General features: G+C 57.3%; 18 protein-coding genes. 4 read left to right on the forward strand and 14 right to left on the reverse strand.

Annotated features, from left to right (window positions below; all coding sequences use genetic code 11):
- Window positions 1-43: 43 nt before the first annotated feature.
- Window positions 44-997 (forward strand): HTH-type transcriptional regulator MetR, encoded by a 954-nt coding sequence (metR, locus tag NWP14_RS26055; RefSeq protein WP_095105193.1) that lies wholly within the window; start codon window positions 44-46, stop codon window positions 995-997.
- Here the strand turns inward: metR and NWP14_RS26060 are convergent.
- The 3 genes from NWP14_RS26060 to pldB form a co-directional block, all read right to left on the reverse strand.
- Window positions 885-1784: a carboxylate/amino acid/amine transporter gene (locus NWP14_RS26060; protein ID WP_095105190.1), complete on the reverse strand. Its 900-nt coding sequence runs from the start codon at window positions 1782-1784 to the stop codon at window positions 885-887. The two genes, metR and NWP14_RS26060, sit on opposite strands and share 113 nt — an antisense overlap.
- An 88-nt stretch (window positions 1785-1872) precedes the next feature.
- The gene (yigL, locus tag NWP14_RS26065; RefSeq protein WP_375216222.1) at window positions 1873-2673 is read right to left on the reverse strand and encodes a sugar/pyridoxal phosphate phosphatase YigL; all 801 of its coding nucleotides are present in this window, start codon (window positions 2671-2673) and stop codon (window positions 1873-1875) included.
- A gap of 192 nt (window positions 2674-2865) precedes the next feature.
- Window positions 2866-3858: a lysophospholipase L2 gene (pldB, locus tag NWP14_RS26070; RefSeq protein WP_375216223.1), complete on the reverse strand. Its 993-nt coding sequence runs from the start codon at window positions 3856-3858 to the stop codon at window positions 2866-2868.
- A gap of 109 nt (window positions 3859-3967) precedes the next feature.
- Between pldB and rhtB the strand changes: the two genes are divergently transcribed.
- Window positions 3968-4588: a homoserine/homoserine lactone efflux protein gene (gene rhtB, locus NWP14_RS26075; protein ID WP_095105181.1), complete on the forward strand. Its 621-nt coding sequence runs from the start codon at window positions 3968-3970 to the stop codon at window positions 4586-4588.
- Between the two features lie 43 nt (window positions 4589-4631).
- Here rhtB and rhtC read toward each other — a convergent pair whose 3' ends face one another.
- From rhtC to pldA, 3 genes are all read right to left on the reverse strand, one after another.
- The gene (rhtC, locus tag NWP14_RS26080) at window positions 4632-5252 is read right to left on the reverse strand and encodes a threonine export protein RhtC (protein ID WP_375216224.1); all 621 of its coding nucleotides are present in this window, start codon (window positions 5250-5252) and stop codon (window positions 4632-4634) included.
- 160 nt (window positions 5253-5412) lie between these two features.
- Entirely contained in the window at window positions 5413-7239 is a 1827-nt protein-coding gene (gene recQ, locus NWP14_RS26085) for an ATP-dependent DNA helicase RecQ (protein ID WP_375216225.1), read from the reverse strand.
- Window positions 7240-7307: 68 nt separating this feature from the next.
- Window positions 7308-8180, reverse strand: coding sequence for a phospholipase A (gene pldA, locus NWP14_RS26090; RefSeq protein ID WP_375216226.1), 873 nt, complete (start codon window positions 8178-8180; stop codon window positions 7308-7310).
- A gap of 156 nt (window positions 8181-8336) precedes the next feature.
- On the opposite strand from pldA, the gene yigI reads away from it, so the two are divergent.
- The gene (yigI, locus tag NWP14_RS26095) at window positions 8337-8801 is read left to right on the forward strand and encodes an acyl-CoA thioesterase YigI (RefSeq protein WP_095105177.1); all 465 of its coding nucleotides are present in this window, start codon (window positions 8337-8339) and stop codon (window positions 8799-8801) included.
- 49 nt (window positions 8802-8850) lie between these two features.
- Window positions 8851-9744 carry an EamA family transporter RarD gene (gene rarD, locus NWP14_RS26100; protein WP_095105176.1) on the forward strand — a complete coding sequence of 298 codons (894 nt, stop codon included), beginning with the start codon at window positions 8851-8853 and terminating at the stop codon, window positions 9742-9744.
- 46 nt (window positions 9745-9790) lie between these two features.
- On the opposite strand, the gene NWP14_RS26105 is transcribed toward rarD, so the two are convergent.
- The 8 genes from NWP14_RS26105 to dapF all read right to left on the reverse strand — a co-directional run bounded on the left by NWP14_RS26105 (window position 9791) and on the right by dapF (window position 17598).
- The gene (locus NWP14_RS26105; RefSeq protein ID WP_095105174.1) at window positions 9791-10693 is read right to left on the reverse strand and encodes an endonuclease/exonuclease/phosphatase family protein; all 903 of its coding nucleotides are present in this window, start codon (window positions 10691-10693) and stop codon (window positions 9791-9793) included.
- Window positions 10694-10909: 216 nt separating this feature from the next.
- The gene (gene corA, locus NWP14_RS26110) at window positions 10910-11860 is read right to left on the reverse strand and encodes a magnesium/cobalt transporter CorA (protein ID WP_041143496.1); all 951 of its coding nucleotides are present in this window, start codon (window positions 11858-11860) and stop codon (window positions 10910-10912) included.
- 148 nt (window positions 11861-12008) lie between these two features.
- A complete protein-coding gene (ysgD, locus tag NWP14_RS26115; RefSeq protein WP_350028775.1) occupies window positions 12009-12065 on the reverse strand; it encodes a YsgD/CorL family protein in 57 nt (18 codons plus the stop codon).
- Window positions 12066-12213: 148 nt separating this feature from the next.
- Window positions 12214-14376: a DNA helicase II gene (gene uvrD, locus NWP14_RS26120; protein WP_095105173.1), complete on the reverse strand. Its 2163-nt coding sequence runs from the start codon at window positions 14374-14376 to the stop codon at window positions 12214-12216.
- A gap of 78 nt (window positions 14377-14454) precedes the next feature.
- Window positions 14455-15171 (reverse strand): 5-amino-6-(5-phospho-D-ribitylamino)uracil phosphatase YigB, encoded by a 717-nt coding sequence (gene yigB, locus NWP14_RS26125; RefSeq protein WP_375216227.1) that lies wholly within the window; start codon window positions 15169-15171, stop codon window positions 14455-14457.
- Window positions 15171-16073 carry a tyrosine recombinase XerC gene (gene xerC / locus NWP14_RS26130; RefSeq protein ID WP_095105170.1) on the reverse strand — a complete coding sequence of 301 codons (903 nt, stop codon included), beginning with the start codon at window positions 16071-16073 and terminating at the stop codon, window positions 15171-15173. Before xerC ends, yigB begins: the two co-directional genes overlap by 1 nt.
- Window positions 16070-16777: a DUF484 domain-containing protein gene (locus tag NWP14_RS26135; protein ID WP_095105169.1), complete on the reverse strand. Its 708-nt coding sequence runs from the start codon at window positions 16775-16777 to the stop codon at window positions 16070-16072. The genes xerC and NWP14_RS26135 overlap by 4 nt, the downstream gene beginning before the upstream one ends.
- Complete coding sequence (dapF, locus tag NWP14_RS26140) at window positions 16774-17598, reverse strand: diaminopimelate epimerase (RefSeq protein WP_045853712.1); 825 nt, start codon at window positions 17596-17598, stop codon at window positions 16774-16776. Before dapF ends, NWP14_RS26135 begins: the two co-directional genes overlap by 4 nt.
- Window positions 17599-17606: the final 8 nt, after the last annotated feature.

The following is a 17606-nucleotide window of genomic DNA, read 5'->3' on the forward strand; positions in this document are numbered from 1 at the left end:
ATTCCTCAAGCGCAAATTATTCATGCCGAAGTGAAGGACTTTCATGATCGAAATTAAACACCTGAAAACGCTGCTGGCGTTGCGGAATAGCGGTTCACTGGCGGGCGCTGCGGCGGCCCTGCACCAGACCCAATCCGCCCTGTCCCACCAGTTCAGCGATCTGGAACAGCGCCTTGGCTTCCGTCTGTTTGTGCGTAAAAGTCAGCCCTTGCGCTTCACCGCCCAGGGGGAGATTTTGCTGCAGTTAGCAAACCAGGTGCTGCCGCAAATCACCCGCGCCCTGCAGGACTGTAACGAGCCGCAGCAAACCCGGCTGCGCATCGCCATTGAGTGCCATAGCTGCATTCAGTGGCTGACGCCGGCGCTGGAGAGCTTCCGCGCCAGCTGGCCGCACGTTGAGGTTGATTTTCAGTCCGGGGTAACCTTTGACCCGCAGCCTGCGCTGCAGCAGGGCGAGCTGGATCTGGTGATGACTTCCGATATTCTGCCGCGCAGCGGGCTGCACTATTCGCCGATGTTTGATTTTGAAGTGCGCCTGGTGCTGGCGCCGGATCATCCGCTGGCCTTGAAAACGCGGATTGTGCCGGAAGACCTGGCCGCAGAGCTGCTGCTGATTTACCCGGTGCAACGCAGTCGCCTGGATATCTGGCGCCACTTCCTGCAGCCGGCGGGCATCAGCCCACAGCTGAAGAGCGTCGATAATACGCTGCTGTTAATTCAGATGGTTGCCGCACGCATGGGCATCGCGGCGCTGCCGCACTGGGTAGTGGAGAATTTTGAACGCCAGGGTCTGGTGGTGACCAAAACCCTCGGGGACGGCCTGTGGAGCCGGCTGTACGCCGCCGTGCGCGATGGCGAGCAGCGTCAGCCGGTTACCGAAGCGTTTATTCGCTCAGCGCGGAACCACGCTTGCGATCATCTGCCGTTTGTCCGGAGTGCGGAGCGACCCAGCGGCGATGGACCCACAGCGAGGCCAGGATCACCAGAGCCCCGATAATAAAGCTCGGCCAGTGGGGCTGCTCCTGCCAGATGGCAAGGTTAACCAGCAGCCCGGCTGGAACATGGACGTTATTCATGATGCCCAGCGTTCCGGCATCCACCTGCGTCGCCCCGTAGTTCCACATAAAGTAGCCTAACCCTGACGCCACCACGCCGAGCCATACCAGGATGCTCCACTGGAGGGTAGTCGTCGGCAGCCTGTGCGGGTTGCCCAGCATAAGCCAGGCCGCAACCGCCACCAGCAGCGCCCCCATATAGAACCACGCGAAAGCGTTGTGCTGGGGCATCGGCCGCAGCTCCATCAGGCGTTTGTAGCCCACCATGCCGATGGCAAAACAGATATTCGACAGCTGAACCAGCAGCAGCCCGGTCCAGAAATGATCGCTCACTTTATCGTAGCGAATAATGGCCGCCCCCAGCACCGCCAGCCCGGCGCTGAGCAGGTAGCCCCAGCGCAGCTTGCGCCCGCTGATCAGGTCATAAATCAAGGTGATATAGAGCGGCGTAAATACCGTAAACAGCAGGAATTCAGATACCGTCAGGTAGAGGTAGGCGCGGAACGCCAGCAGATACATAATGCCAAGCTGCATGGCCCCTACCAGCATATACAGCACGATAGTACGCGGCGACTGCCCGCGGGTGCGCAAAAACGGCAGGAACACCAGCGCCGCCAGCCCAACGCGCATCAGCACCGAAAAGTAGCTATCCACGCTGCCCGCCAGGTATTCGCCGATCAGGCTAAAGGAGAAGGCCCACAGGATGGTGGTAATAATCAGTAGCGCCACAATGAATGTCTCTCAGGAGGAAGAGCACTCATTGTAGCGAAGAGTCTGGTTGACAACTGAACAATAAACCGCCAGTCGTCAATCTTTATCAGGAGAGATAGAGCCTGCGCAGATAGTGCGGCACCGCATCGTCGGCGTTGCTGCCAATCACCTCCAGCTCGGGGTGAAGATCTTTCAGGCGCTGGTGCGCATTCAGCATAATGCAGCCTTTTCCCGCCATCGATAGCATCTCTGCATCGTTCATGCCGTCGCCAAAGGCGATACAATCCTTCAGGCTATAGCCCAGCATTTTGGCCACCGCTTCGAGGGCATGACCTTTCGATACGCCGCCCGCCATTACTTCCAGACAGGTCAGCGTGGAGAAGCTGACGTTTACGCGATCGCCCCAGCGCGCGTTGATCGCCTGCTCCAGCGGCAGCAGATGCTGGTGATCCTCGCAGGTGAAAAACACCTTGCTGATCCCCTGAGAATCAAGCTCACCGGCCTCGTACAGCTTGTAGTTAAACACCGCTTCTTTGAAAAAACGCATCTCTTCCGGGCGGTGGCGGTTCATGTACCACTCGTCGTCGCGATAAACGTTGGTGACGACCAGCGGATCGCTACGCATCATCTCAAACAGATCGGTGGCAATATCGCGATCGAGGTTATGGGCAAACACCTGATTCCCCTCGCTATCGTGCACGCGCGCGCCGTTGGAGGTGATCATGTAGGACTTAATGCCGAGATTATCGCGAATCTGCCCGACATCGATGTAATGACGGCCGGTAGCAAAAACAAAATTAATGCCGCGAGCGGTCAGCAGCTGCAGCGTCTCTTTCGCGTAGGGGGTTAAGTAGTGATCGGGGGAAAGCAGCGTGCCATCTAAGTCAGACGCAACAACCTGGTACATAAAAATGTTAACCTCTAAGCAGGGCGACGAGCGTTTTCGTCGGATTAAGAGCCTATCCCATTAGGCTATTTTATTTGCCATTTTGGACCTGGGCAGTGCTCACAATCCTCACGTACTACGTGTACGTTGCGGTTGTTCCGCGCTGTCGGTGTCCAAACTGGCTGCAACAATTTACACCTGCTGGGATAGGCTCTAATTGTGTCGAGTGAAAAAATCGACGATGGCATTGAGCGCGACTGAGCGCATGGCGTCCTTTTCAAAAAGGATCTCATGGTATGCCCCTTCTATGACAAGCGGCTTATTACCTTCGCAGGGGTGGCCCGCCGCAGCGCGGAGCTCGCAGTAGCGCTCGTGCATACGGTTGTCGACCACGCGTTCTTCTTCAGCCTGCAACAACAGCGTGGGGGTAATATCTTTTTCTACGCCAGCCAGCGCCTCTTCGCCCGCGAGGATCCCCTCGCGCACCCAGTGATACGTTGGCCCGCCCACCCTCAGCTGGGGTTCGTCCGCATAAAAACGCAGGTTGCGCCGGTAGCGCTGGCGGCTATGCGTCAGGACGTTAACCGAGAAGGGCAGCGCCCGCCAGCGGCCGGTGCCAATGGCGTACTCTTCACGAATGCGCTGATAGCCCTCAGCCCAGTCGAGAATATGGCGCACCATCCAGTCCGGGAGGCGCATGACGATCCCGAACATCGGCGCGCACAGCGCGATGGCGTCACAGTGCTGGCGGTGGCGTTGCAAAAATAACGTCGCGATTGCACCGCCCATTGAGTGGGCCAGTATAAAGCGTTTTCGCCAGTGGCCTGGCGCAACTTCCTGCTGCCAAAGCGCAGCAAGATCGTCAACATAATCGCTGAAGTTGACGACGTGACCACGGTGGCTATCGGTTAATATGCGCCCCGATCGCCCCTGTCCGCGGTGATCGATAATCATCACATCAAAACCGCTGTGGAACAGATCGTAGGCCAGCTCGGCGTACTTCACGTAGCTTTCGATACGCCCCGGGCAGATAACCACCACCCGGTCGTGTTCTTTGGCGCAGAAGCGAACAAAGCGGACCGGGATGCTATCCACGCCCGTAAATTCCGCTTCTTCCCGCTGTCGCCAGAAATCGGTCAGCGGCCCCATAGTGAAAGCCGCAAACGCGTTTTCTCGTGTGTCCCAATCCTTTTGCTGCCAAAACATCGGGTTTACACCCCTGTTAACCGCCAGAAATCGTTTTTTTATCGTGTATCACACAAGGCTTACACAATAGCGTATTGTGGCATAAAAACAGACAATCAGGGAGTTTCTCATGACGTTCGAGTGGTGGTTCGCCTATCTGCTGACATCGATTATTCTCAGCCTGTCCCCGGGCTCAGGGGCGATTAATACCATGACCACCTCAATCAACCACGGCTACCGCGGGGCAACGGCCTCGATTGCCGGCCTGCAGACCGGCCTGGCGATTCACATCGTTCTGGTGGGTATTGGTCTGGGAACGCTGTTTTCCCGTTCGGTGCTGGCCTTTGAAGTGCTGAAATGGGCGGGCGCGGCTTATCTTATCTGGCTGGGCATTCAGCAGTGGCGAGCCGCGGGGGCAATCAATTTGACGACCCTCGCCAAAGCGCAAACCCAGGGGAAATTATACCAGCGGGCGGTTTTCGTTAATCTGACCAACCCGAAGAGCATTGTGTTCCTGGCCGCCCTGTTCCCGCAGTTTATCGTGCCGCATCAGCCCCAGGTGATGCAGTATCTGGTACTGGGAGTCACCACCATTGTGGTCGATATCATCGTGATGATTGGCTATGCCACGCTGGCGCAGCGCATTGCGGTATGGATTAAGGGGCCAAAGCAGATGACGGCGTTGAACAAGATCTTTGGATCGCTGTTTATGCTGGTTGGCGCGCTGCTGGCTTCAGCGCGCCACGCCTGAGGTGAATAACCCGGCCAGGCGCCGCCTGCCGGGTCGTTCGGGCTTAACGTGAAATAATCAGATGAATGCCGAATCCGGTGAACAGCGCGCCGGCGACGCCGTCAATCCACTTCGCCATGCGCTGGTAGCCACGGCGCATAGCCGGCAGGGCAAACAGGCTGGCAACCACCGCAAACCACGCCAGCGTTTCCAGGACGATCAGCAGGAAAATACCACAACGCTCCCCTGCGCCTACGTCATCGCCAACAAACAGCGAGAAAACGGAGCCGAAGTAGATAATCGCTTTCGGGTTAGCCAGGTTGGTGAGCAGCCCTTTGAGGAAGCTACGGCCGCTGCGGGCCAGTTCAACCTGCGGCTCCGCGGCGGGCGCCTCGCTTTTTTTCAGCGCCCCGCGCAGCATTTGATAGCCCATCCAGCACAGATAGAGCCCGCCGCCGACCATAATAATGGTGTGCAGCCAGGCCATTTTTTCAATGATCAGGTGCAGGCCGAGCAGCGCCACTCCCGCCCAAACCATCACCCCGCAGGTGATCCCGAGTACGCCCATCATCGCCTCTTTGCGCGAGCGGCTGACGGCGGTTTGCGAAACGAAGAAAAAGTCCGGGCCCGGACTCATCAGCGCGATGATGTGTACCAGCGCGACGGTAAGGAAAAGCATCAGCATAGTTAACCCACTGGAATTGAGTGATCAAGATGCGTCAAGGTGACAAATGAGGACATTCCCAGGCGCGGAAAACAGCCGGCGACGAGGGTGAGTGAGCGCAGTCAACGCAGAGCAGCTTGAAGGATGAAGAGGATATCCTGACACCTTTTCGCCCGCCTGACTACTCCTCTTCACCATCAATATGCGCGCGGATCAGCGCCATAAACTCTTTGCCGAAGCGCTCCAGCTTGCGCGTACCGACGCCGTTGACGCTGAGCATCTCGCCGGCGGTAATCGGCGATTGCTCGGCCATTTCGATCAGCGTCGCATCGTTAAACACGACGTAGGGCGGGATATTCTCTTCGTCGGCAATGGCTTTACGCAGCTTGCGCAGCTTGGCAAACAGCTTGCGATCGTAGTTGCCGCCGAATGATTTTTGCATCGCTTTTGGCTTCAGCGCCACGATCCGCGGCACCGCCAGCTGTAGCGGAACTTCGCCGCGCAGTACCGGGCGAGCGGCTTCGGTGAGCTGCAGCGCCGAGTGCTGGGCGATATTCTGCGTCACCAGCCCGAGGTGGATCAGCTGGCGAATCACGCTCACCCAGTGCTCGTGGCTCTGATCGCGACCAATACCGTAAACCGGCAGCTTATCGTGGGCCATATCGCGAATACGCTGGTTATTGGCGCCGCGCAGAACCTCCACCACGTAGCCCATCCCGAACCGCTGGTTGACGCGATAGATCGTCGACAGCGCCTTACGCGCATCCATTAAGGCATCGTACTGCTTCGGCGGGTCAAGGCAGATATCGCAGTTGCCGCACGGCTCCTGACGCCCTTCGCCAAAATAGTTCAGCAGCACCAGGCGGCGACAGGTCTGCGCCTCGGCAAAAGCGCCCATGGCGTTCAGCTTATGGCGTTCAATATCCAGTAGCGGCCCGGCGGGCTTTTCTTCAAGGCAGCGGCGCAGCCACGCCATATCGGCCGGATCGTAAAACAGCATCGCCTCCGCGGGCAGACCGTCACGCCCGGCGCGGCCGGTTTCCTGATAGTAGGATTCAATATTGCGGGGAATATCAAAGTGCACCACAAAACGGACGTTCGGCTTATTGATGCCCATCCCGAAGGCCACCGTCGCCACCACGATTTGTAAATCATCGCGCTGGAACTTCTCCTGCACATCGGCACGGACCTCATGCTCCAGCCCGGCATGGTAAGCCGCCGCGCTGACGCCGCGGCTTTGCAGACGAGCGGCGGTATCCTCGACTTTCGAACGGCTGTTACAGTAAATAATGCCCGACTTGCCCCGCTGGTCCTGCACATAGCGCATCAGCTGATCCAGGGGCTTAAACTTTTCCATCAGCATATAGCGGATGTTGGGGCGATCGAAGCTGCTGACCTGAATCAGCGGGTCGTTCAGACCCAGCAGGCGAACAATATCGCGACGGGTGGTGTCATCGGCGGTGGCGGTCAGCGCCATAAACGGGATTTGCGGCATCCGCTGACGCAGCTGCCCCAGCGCGGCGTATTCCGGACGGAAATCATGCCCCCACTGGGAAATACAGTGCGCCTCATCCACCGCCAGCATCGACAAATTCCAGTGGCTAAGATGCTCGAGGAAATTATCCAGCATCAGGCGTTCAGGAGCGATATAGAGCAGGCGAATCTGTCCGCTGCGGCAGCCGGCCATCACCTCCTGCTGCTGCTCACGGCTCTGCGTTGAGTTCAGGCAGGCCGCCGATACGCCGTTCGCCAGCAGCTGATCGACCTGATCTTTCATCAGCGAGATCAGCGGGGACACCACCACCGTCAGGCCATCAAGTACCAGAGCCGGTACCTGATAACACAGCGATTTACCGCCGCCGGTTGGCATAACCACCAGGCAATCACGCCCTTCCAGCGCGGTGTCGATAATGGTTTCCTGACCCGGGCGGAACTGCTGGTAGCCGAAGGTTTCCTGTAAAACCTGCTTTGCCAGCAATGTTTGATTCAATACTTCCGCCTGTGCCACATTGACCCCGTCTGCCTGAAAAGAAAAACAGGCGCTATTTTCAGCGCCCGTGAGCCAGAGTGCAACGATTAAAACAGATCGTTGAGCGTCACGCCGACGCCGACGCGCGTCTGGTTAAAGTTATAGTCGATAAGCGACTCGCCATAGCCGCTGTAGACCTGAGTATAAAAACGCACGTGACGGGTTATCGGATAGCTGACGCCAACCTCTGCGCCGCCGTAGCCGGTATTCCAGTTATATTGCCCCTGCGCGCTGAGTATGGCATCGCCTAGCTGATAGCCGACTTTCAGCCGGTAATAGCCCATATATTTGGTAATGTCCGGATTATCATCGGTGCTGCCGATAACGTACCAGGGCTTCACTTCCACCAGCCAGTTGCCGTTTTGCGCCATCAGGCGGGTATACAGGCGATTCCAGCTGCGGGAGGTGGGATCGGAGCGGCCGTTGGAGTCATGGTTATAGCCTACCTCAATATCGCGCAGCGTCCAGCCGGCGAGCCGATAATCCGTCGCAAAGCCGAGGAAAAGCTGCGGTTCATAGTTCGTTTCGCGAAACGGCGCGGACTCCTTGCTGTTTGAGAGCTGCCACCAGGATTTCTGCGTATAGGAAGCGCCGAGCAGCGAATTATCACCGAGGATCCCCCGCCACAGCGGGAAGGCCAGGCTGAGCTGGAATTTCACCTCATCCTTGCGGGCATTTTCGGCCCAGTCGTAGCTGGAGATCGCTTCCTTGTTGATATCGCTGCTCCACGTATAGAGCAAATAGTTGCTCTCATAGGGATAAAGCAAGAACGGATTATCATGATCCTGCAGCAGGTTAGCGATAATGCTGCCGCGCACCGGCGGGGTATCGTGAACCTGATGATTAACCGGAACGTCCTGTGCCAAAACGCCGGCCGGAAGCGCAACCAGCGCCAGCAGCCAGGCCAAAGAGATACGCATTACTGTTCTCCTGAAAGAGTGATTTTTATTTCTATTTTACACCGGGCTCATTTTACCTGTTTATCGACTCCCTGCGCGGTTATCCGTTCCGAAAGTGGAAATCAATATTTTTGAGGCATAAAATCAACATCTCATTAACGAATGGATACGCCTGCTATGTCTGAACTCACTTCCGAAGCCGCCCTAAAGCTGGTGGGAGAAATTTTTGTCAACCATATGCCGTTTAACCGCGCCTTAGGCCTGAAGCTGGAGCGTTACGAAAAGGAGTTCGCTCAGCTTAGCTTTAAAAACCAGCCCATGATGGTCGGCAACTGGGCGCAAAGCATTCTGCACGGCGGCGTGATTGCCTCGGCGCTGGACGTTGCCGCCGGCCTGGTGTGCGTGGGAAGCACGCTGACCCGTCATGGCACCATCAACGAGGAAGAGCTGCGCCAGCGTCTGTCGCGTATGGGCACCATCGATCTGCGCGTCGACTATCTGCGGCCGGGCCGCGGGGAGCACTTCACCGCCACCAGCAGCCTGCTGCGCGCCGGCAATAAAGTGGCGGTCGCCCGCGTAGAATTACATAACGAAGATCAGGTTTATATTGCCAGCGCAACGGCGACGTATATGGTGGGTTGATCGGCATAAATCGAGTAACATCGCTGTTTTGGCGTAACGGATTTTACCGATGGATGCAAAACAAACGCGGCTTGGCGTTATTCTGGCTCTTGCCGCCTATTTTATCTGGGGTATTGCACCCGCATATTTCAAGCTTATCTACTACGTTCCCGCTGATGAAATTCTGACTCACCGCGTGATCTGGTCCTTCTTCTTTATGCTGGCGCTTATTAGCCTTAGCCGCCAGTGGTCGCAGGTTAAAAAACTGCTGCATACGCCGAAAAAAGTGCTCCTGCTGGCGCTGTCGGCGGTGCTGATCGGCGGCAACTGGCTGCTCTTCATTTGGTCGGTGAATAACCACCATATGCTGGAGGCCAGCCTGGGCTACTTTATTAACCCGCTGGTCAATATTGTGCTGGGGATGATTTTCCTCGGCGAGCGTTTTCGCCGCATGCAGTGGCTGGCGGTGCTGCTGGCCCTCTGCGGGGTGCTGGTGCAGCTATGGACCTTTGGCTCGCTGCCGATCATTGGCCTCGGGCTGGCGTTTAGCTTTGCCTTCTACGGGCTGGTGCGCAAGAAGATTGCCGTTGATGCCCAAACCGGGATGCTGTTTGAAACCCTGTGGCTCTTGCCGGTTGCCGCCCTTTACCTGTTCGGTATTGCCGATAGCCCCACCAGCCATATGGGACAAAACCCGTGGTCGCTGAACCTGCTGCTGATGGCCGCCGGCGTCGTTACCACCATCCCGCTGCTGTGCTTTACCGGTGCGGCCACCCGCCTGCGTCTCTCCACGCTGGGCTTTTTCCAGTATATTGGCCCGACGCTGATGTTCCTGCTGGCGGTGCTGTTTTACGGGGAAGTGCCGGGGGCAGATAAGATGGTGACCTTCGCCTTTATCTGGGTGGCGCTGGCGGTGTTTATCGTCGATGCGCTGTATACCCAGCGCCGACTGCGTCGGGCATAACGCCATCACGCTCCTGCCTCTCGTGCGCAGAGGCAGGAGCGTGATCTTACTGCTCGGTAAGCTCCAGCTCGGCAATCAGGGGTAAATGATCGCTGGCGGATGACCAGCTAAAGGCCGGTGAGTTATGCGGCACCTCGATTTTTTTCACATTCCATTTTTGCCCTTTGAAGGTGAAAATATGATCAATATCTATTGCCGGGTTAACCGCAGGCCAGGTGCGGTAATCCGTCCCCTGCTTCGCCACGGGGTTAAAGAAATAACCTACCTCTTTTAACGGCTGCTCATCGTGCGTGGAGTTAAAATCACCCGCGAGAATTTTGATTGATGAGGCGATATCTTTGAAGTCCGACGGGGCATCGCCGATGCTCACGTCCAGAAGATGGCGAACCTGCTCAACGCGCATCGTCGGATCTTTTTGCCAGTCGAGATGGGTAACCATCACCAGCACCGGGCTGTCAAAGCCGGGAACGGCGATTTGCGCCAGCAGCGCAATTCGCTGCTCGGCATCCCCTGACGGCAGCTTAATCACCTGAGTGTGCTCAATTTTATATTTAGACAGAATACCGACACCGTACTCTCCGCCGTCGAACTCCAGCGCTTTGCCGAAGGCATAGCGATAGCCGTTAGCGTCCGCGATGGTTTTTAGCTGATCGATTTTTTGGCTTCTGGCGGTTTTATTATCGACTTCCGGAACCGCAATAATATCGGCGCCAATGTTCTTAATCGCTAAATTGAGTGCAGTAAAATCCGCCACGTTATCGGAAGCTTCATTCTTGCCGATGTTATAGGTCGCAATCTTCAACTGAGGATAATTCTCGGCATAGACTTTATCCGCAACGCCGCCTTTTTGAACCGCAAGGATTTCATTACCAGCAAGTTTTTCAACAGCTTGTGCATTTACAGAGAGGCAGGCAAGGGCCAGGAAGGTTAGTGTAAAGATACTTTTCATTATGAAATTTCACCTTTTTTTAGCGGGAATATTGCGATGTTAACAATTATCCTGCCCCCTTTTTGTGATACACGGCCCACACTTTTGGTGCGAAGAGAATTAAGTTGGCCGCGATAATAAAAGAATATTTCCGGTGTCCACCGCTGATGACCGACATAAAGGCAAAAAAAAACCGGCTACCCCAGGAGAGAGCCGGTTTTGATATAATATATTGTTTTAAAGCCAGTTTTTTCGCTTAAAGTAGAGGTATGGCGCCAGCCCGGCAAGCATCATAAAGACAATCGCCCCCGGATAGCCAAAGCTCCAGTGCAGCTCAGGCATAAACTCAAAGTTCATCCCGTAGCTCGACGCCACCAGCGTTGGCGGCAGGAAGACCACGGATACCACCGAGAAGATTTTGATGATGCGGTTCTGCTCGATGTTGATAAAGCCCATCGCCGCCTGCATCAGGAAGTTCACCTTCTGGAATAGCGATTCGTTATGCGGCAACAGGGATTCGATATCTCGCAGGATCTCGCGCGCCTGCTCCAGCTGGCCCGCCGGCAAACGCGCCTTACGCACGAGGAAGTTCAGCGCCCGCTGGGTATCCATCAGGCACAGGCGCACCTTCCAGCCGATATCTTCCTGTTCCGCCAGGGTAGAGAGCGCGTCATCGTACTCGTCGCCCTGCCGACCTTCCATAATCACCCGGCTCAGCTTTTCCAGGTCGCTGTAGATATTTTCAATTTCATCCGCCAGCTGCTCGATTTTTGTTTCGAACAGATCGAGCAACAGCTCATAGGCATTACCATCAACCATTGACTGGTTGCGAACGCGCATGCGGTACAGACGAAATGCAGGCAACTCACGCTCACGCAGGGTAAAAAGGCGCCCTTCGCGGATGGTAAACGCCACCGTGGAGTTGCCGGCGTGATCCTCTGCATCTTCAAAGAAGAAAAATGAGTGAATGTGTAAACCGTCTTCATCTTCGAAGAAACGTGCCGACGCTTCGATATCTTCCAGCTCCGGACGGGTTGCCAGGTTCTGGCCCAGTTCCGTCTGCACGCGGCTACGTTCTTCATCGTCAGGCTCGACCAAATCGACCCACACCGAGCTGGCAAGGTGCTTGATCTCGTCGGCTTCGAGGCGCGTCAGACGATTATTTTCCAGTTGAAATGCGCTCAGCATGACCGGGACTCCCAATGCAAAAAAATTATCGGACAGTTCGGTGGGCACACAGAAACAAAAGGGGTTTCAGACCATTAAGCCTGACTCAGAGCGACGGGTATGACGGGTCGCTGACAACCGCTAAGGCTATCAGCATAAGAGGATAGCCTTAGGAGTTGTTCCTGACGGACAGGAAGTTGAGCCAGCATCTACTGGGTGTGTCCAAGGCGAATGTCCTCTTAGCGTAATCGTGCGCGCATGTTACGCCAGCGCAAAAACGGCGTCAACACGCAACGGAACGCTAAAGAGCAAATCCTGCCCTTTAGCATATAAGGCTAGCAGATTATTACAAAAAAACGATACTTTTCTTACTGTTACACTGTTTCCAGCCGCGCATAGGCCGCCACCAGCCATTTGATGCCCTGCCCCTGGAAAGCCACCTGCAGGCGGCTATGCTCGCCGCTGCCTTCCAGATTGACGATGGTGCCTTCGCCGAACTTCGGATGGCGCACGCGCTGGCCCAATTTGTAGCCGGTATCGTTTTCCGCCATCGGCGTCCCCATTCGCTGATGGCTAACCGGACGGCTCACCGTTGCGCGCAGGCGCACCTCTTCCACGCACGCTTCCGGCAGCTCGCCGATGAAGCGCGACGGACGATGGTAAACCTCTTTGCCGTACAGGCGACGGGTTTCGGCGTAGGTCATCGTGAGCTTCTGCATCGCACGGGTCACGCCAACGTAGGCAAGGCGGCGCTCTTCTTCCAGGCGCCCGCCCTCGTCGAGCGCCATCTGGCTCGGGAACATCCCCTCCTCCACGCCGACGATAAACACCTGCGGGAATTCCAGGCCTTTCGCCGAGTGCAGGGTCATCAGCTGGACCGCATCCTGCCAGGTATCCGCCTGCCCTTCGCCCGCCTCCAGCGCGGCATGAGAAAGGAACGCCTGCAGCGGCATTAAATCCTCATCTTCATCGTTGTAGCTGAACTGGCGCGTTGCCGTAACCAGCTCTTCTAAGTTCTCGATACGCGTTTGGCCTTTTTCGCCCTTCTCCTGCTCGTACATCATGCGCAGGCCGGAATCTTTAATCACCCGATCGGTCTGGACATGCAGCGGCATATCCGCCGTTTCCTGCGCCAGAGCGTCAATCAGCTCCATAAAGCGCTGCAGGGCGCTGGCGGCACGACCCGCGAGGGCTTTATCTTTCAGCAGCTCGCGGCACGCCTGCCATAGCGTCAGCTGGCGATCGCGCGACGTTTGACGAACCACGTCCAGGGTGCGATCGCCGATGCCGCGGGTCGGCGTATTGACCACGCGCTCAAACGCCGCGTCATCGTTGCGATTGGCAATCAGGCGCAGGTAAGAGAGCGCGTCTTTAATCTCCTGGCGTTCGAAGAAGCGCATGCCGCCATAGATACGGTACGGCATGCTGGCCTGCAGCAGCGCCTCTTCCATCACGCGCGACTGGGCGTTGCTGCGGTAGAGGATGGCGCACTGCTCCAGCGCCCCGCCGTTTTCCTGCCAGGTTTTAATCCGGTTAACCACGAAACGCGCTTCGTCGAGATCGTTAAAGGCGCAGTACAGAGAGATCGGCTCGCCGTCGGCGCCGTCGGTCCACAGCTTTTTCCCCAGACGCCCGCTGTTATTTTCAATCAGGGCGTTGGCGGCGCTGAGGATATTGTTGGTTGAGCGGTAGTTCTGCTCCAGGCGAATGGTCTGCGCGCCGGGGAAATCGGTCAGGAAGCGCTGGATATTCTCAACCTGCGCGCCGCGCCAGCCGTAGATCGACTGGTCATCATCGCCGACGATCATCACCTTGCCGCTATCGCCCGCCAGCAGGCGGACCCAGGCATACTGAATATTGTTGGTATCCTGGAATTCGTCGACGAGGATATTGGTAAAGCGTTCGCGGTAGTGCTGAAGAATATGCGGCTTGTTGAGCCACAGCTCGTGCGCGCGCAGCAGCAGTTCGGCAAAATCCACCAGCCCAGCGCGATCGCAGGCTTCCTGGTAGGCCTGATACACCTTCTGCCAGGTCTGCTCCACCGGATTACCGTAGCTCTGGATATGATGCGGGCGCAGCCCCTCATCTTTTTGACTGTTGATGTACCACATCGCCTGACGCGGCGGCCACTGCTTCTCATCGAGGTTCATCGCTTTGATCAGACGCTTCAGCAGGCGAAGCTGATCTTCGCTATCGAGGATCTGGAAATCCTGCGGCAGGTTGGCATCAAGATGGTGGGCGCGCAGCAGACGGTGCGCCAGGCCGTGGAAGGTTCCTACCCACATGCCGCCCTGGGTAGTGCCCATCAGCTGGCCGATACGATGGCGCATTTCCGCCGCCGCTTTATTGGTAAAGGTCACCGCCATAATGGAGAACGGCGAACAGTTTTCTACGCTTATCAGCCAGGCAATGCGATGCACCAGTACGCGGGTCTTACCGCTGCCAGCTCCAGCCAGAACCAGCATATTGGTACGCGAGGCCGCGACGGCTTCACGCTGTTTATCATTAAGGCTGTCGAGCAGGTAAGAAACGTCCATTGGCACCGCCGGAAATGAGCCGCCCGGCAGCGCTTCGCCGACCGGGCATACTGTTAATATATACAGAACTAATGGTGATTATATCAGCGAGGTCAGAGATGCCAACCGCGAAATTTCAATGTGCGGCAGCAGCCGGCTGTCGGTGGTGTGCATCAGGTCGGCGCCCTGCGGCTTAATCCAGCAGGCCTGCATGCCGCAGCGGATGGAGCCCGCCACGTCGGTCGTCAGGTCATCGCCTACGTGCAGTATCCGGCCCAGCGGCAGCGCCAGCCGTTCCGCCGCCAGATGATACATATCGGCGAACGGCTTAGAACGACCATCCGGCCCGGCGCGCAGCACAAAGCGGAAATAGTCGCTCAGGCCGAACAGTTCCGGCTGCGCATTGCCGTTAGTCACCGCCACCAGCGGCCATTTTTCCGCCAGCGCGGCCAGGGTATCGTGGGTTTCCTGCGGTACGTCAATCAGGCTGCGCCAGTGGGCAAAGTTTGCCATCGCCGCATCGGCGCCGGATTCGGCCTGCGCCGCAGAGAGTCCGGCGTTCATCATTCCCAGCACCAGGGCCCGGCGTCGCCATTCGGTCACGTCGTGGTAAATATCCGGTTCGGTCTGCAGCAGCGTCTGGCGCAGCTGCTGCAGATGGTGGGCATCGAACTCGCTCAGCGAAGGATGGTAGCTGCGCACGAAGGCCAGCGACTCGTGCAGCGTCCGGTCGATGACCGGGCGGTTGTCATAAAGGGTATCGTCCAGGTCAAACGTCAGTGCTGAAATCTGGCCCAGAGGTCGGTAAAAGCGCATTATTTCCCCCGTTTGGCGCGCGGATGCGCCGCATCGTACACCGAGGCAAGGTGTTGAAAGTCAAGATGGGTATAAATTTGAGTGGTGGAGAGGTTGGCATGGCCCAGCAGCTCCTGCACGCCGCGCAGATCGCCGCTCGATTCCAGCATATGCGTGGCAAAGGAGTGGCGCAGCTTGTGCGGATGAACGTGGCTGTTCAATCCCTGCTTAATTCCCCATTCGGCAAAACGTTTTTGAACATTACGCGCGGAGATGCGTTTGCCGAGCTTCGACAAAAACAGCGCGTCGTCATCGGTGCCGAACAGCCCGCGCAAATCAAGCCAGTGTTCAATCCACGCCACCGCGCTGCGGCCAATCGGCAGCCGGCGCTCTTTACTGCCTTTCCCCATCACCCACACTTCTCCCGACTCCAGGTCGAGGTGCTTAATGTCGAGATTCACCAGCTCAGAAAGACGCAGACCCGCGCCGTACATCACTTCCAGCATCGCCCGGTCGCGTACCGCCAGCGGATCGTTCAGATCGATATCCAGCAGTCGGTTCACGTCATCAACGTCGATATTTTTCGGTAAATGGCGCGGTATTTTAGGCGCCGAAATCCCCTTTGCCGGGTTCGCGGTAAGCTCGCCCTGCGCCACCAGCCAGTCAAAAAAGCTGCGCAACGCGGAAAGGCGCAGCGCCAGGCTTGCCGGACCCAATCCCTGTTTTCGACTCCGCACCGCCAGGCCGCGCACCTGGGCCGCATCGCACTGCTGCCAGCTTTTTAAGCCAGCGCTTTCAGCAAGCGCGATCAGCGCATCAAGCTGGCGTCGGTAGTTAAGCAGCGTAATCGGGCTAAGCTGACGCTCCACGCCAAGATAGCGCAGGAAACGGGCGACGGAGGCAAACAGAGGAGAGTCGGTCATGCGCGTTCAACCCAGCGCTCCAGCAGTCCTGGCAGCATCTGGGCTATTTCCTGCAGCAGCTGCGTGCCCTGTCCCTGCTGATAGTGCTGCGCATCGCGGCTGCTGAACAGCATAACGCCGGGCGCATCATCGCCGCCCAGCAGCGACATCGCCACCGAACCGATGGCTTTCGCTTCCGGCAGCACCACCAGCAGCTCCGGCCCGTTCAGCGGACCGAGGTAGTGGCGCTCTTGCCTGAGACGCTGAATACGCACGGGTTCAAAGGCCTGTCGGGTCAACGCCAGGTGGGTGAACTTTGAGGGCGCGCCGAGCCGCCAGCTATCGGGGAACAGACGCACCGTCGCTCCGGCCAGGCCCAGCTCGCGGGCCCAGCGATGAAAGCGATTGAGCATCTCATCGAGGCTGTCTGCCGCCGCCAGCCGCGTCTGCAGATGAAAGAGCCGCTGGAACAGGCTTTCGTTGGCCGTCGCCTGCTCCATCAGCAGCGTCATGTTCTCTTCCAGCACGTTGATATGATTACGCGCGCGGGCCATGTGCCACTCTACCAGCGAAACGGAGCCCCGAACCGGGTGAGGAACCTGCATGTGCTCCACAAGAGCAGCATTACGAATAAAGAATTCAGGATGTTGCAACAGATAGTCCACCACCGCGCGGTCATCCAGCGCGCCGATCGTATCCTGCTGTTCTTCCCCGACTTGTTTCATAGATGAATAAATCCGTCGTAGACGTGTGCCGCCGGGCCAGTCATAAACAACGGTTGACCCGGGCCTTTCCAGGCGATATCAAGACGCCCGCCTGGTAATTCCACGCGCACTTCCTCGGCCAGCAGTCCCTGTTGGATGCCAACCGCGACCGCCGCGCAGGCGCCGCTGCCGCAGGCCTGAGTCTCGCCTGCGCCGCGTTCATAGACGCGCAGGCGAATGCGATGACGCTCGACTATCTGCATAAAACCGATGTTCGCGCGTTCCGGGAAGCGTTCGTGGCTTTCCATCACCGGGCCAAGCGTTTCCACCGCCGCGGTTTCCACATCATCGACCTGAATGACGCAGTGCGGGTTCCCCATTGAGACCACGCCGCACAATACTGTCTGTTCAGCGGCGCGCATAATATAGGTCTTTTCCGCTTTGTTCGCGCGGAACGGGACCTGGGACGGCTCGAAGTTCGGCTCGCCCATATTCACCCGCACCAGATCGTCTTCCGTTACGCTTAATACCATACGCCCGTTCGCCGTGCTGACGCGGATATCACGTTTATTGGTCAGGCCTTTCAGACGCACGAACCGCGCAAAGCAGCGCGCGCCGTTGCCGCACTGCGACACTTCGCTGCCGTCAGCGTTAAAGATGCGGTAATGAAAATCCAGATCCGGATCGTAGGGCGGCTCGACAACCAGCAGCTGATCGAAGCCAACGCCAAGATGCCTGTCTGCCAGCCGGCGAATCAGCTCCGGAGAGAAAAAAACATTCTGTGTTACCGCGTCAACGACCATAAAGTCGTTACCCAGGCCATGCATTTTAGAAAACTGCATCATCTGTA

The organism is Klebsiella sp. C349492, assembly GCF_042055345.1.
Taxonomy (GTDB): Bacteria; Pseudomonadota; Gammaproteobacteria; order Enterobacterales; family Enterobacteriaceae; genus Klebsiella; species Klebsiella scottii.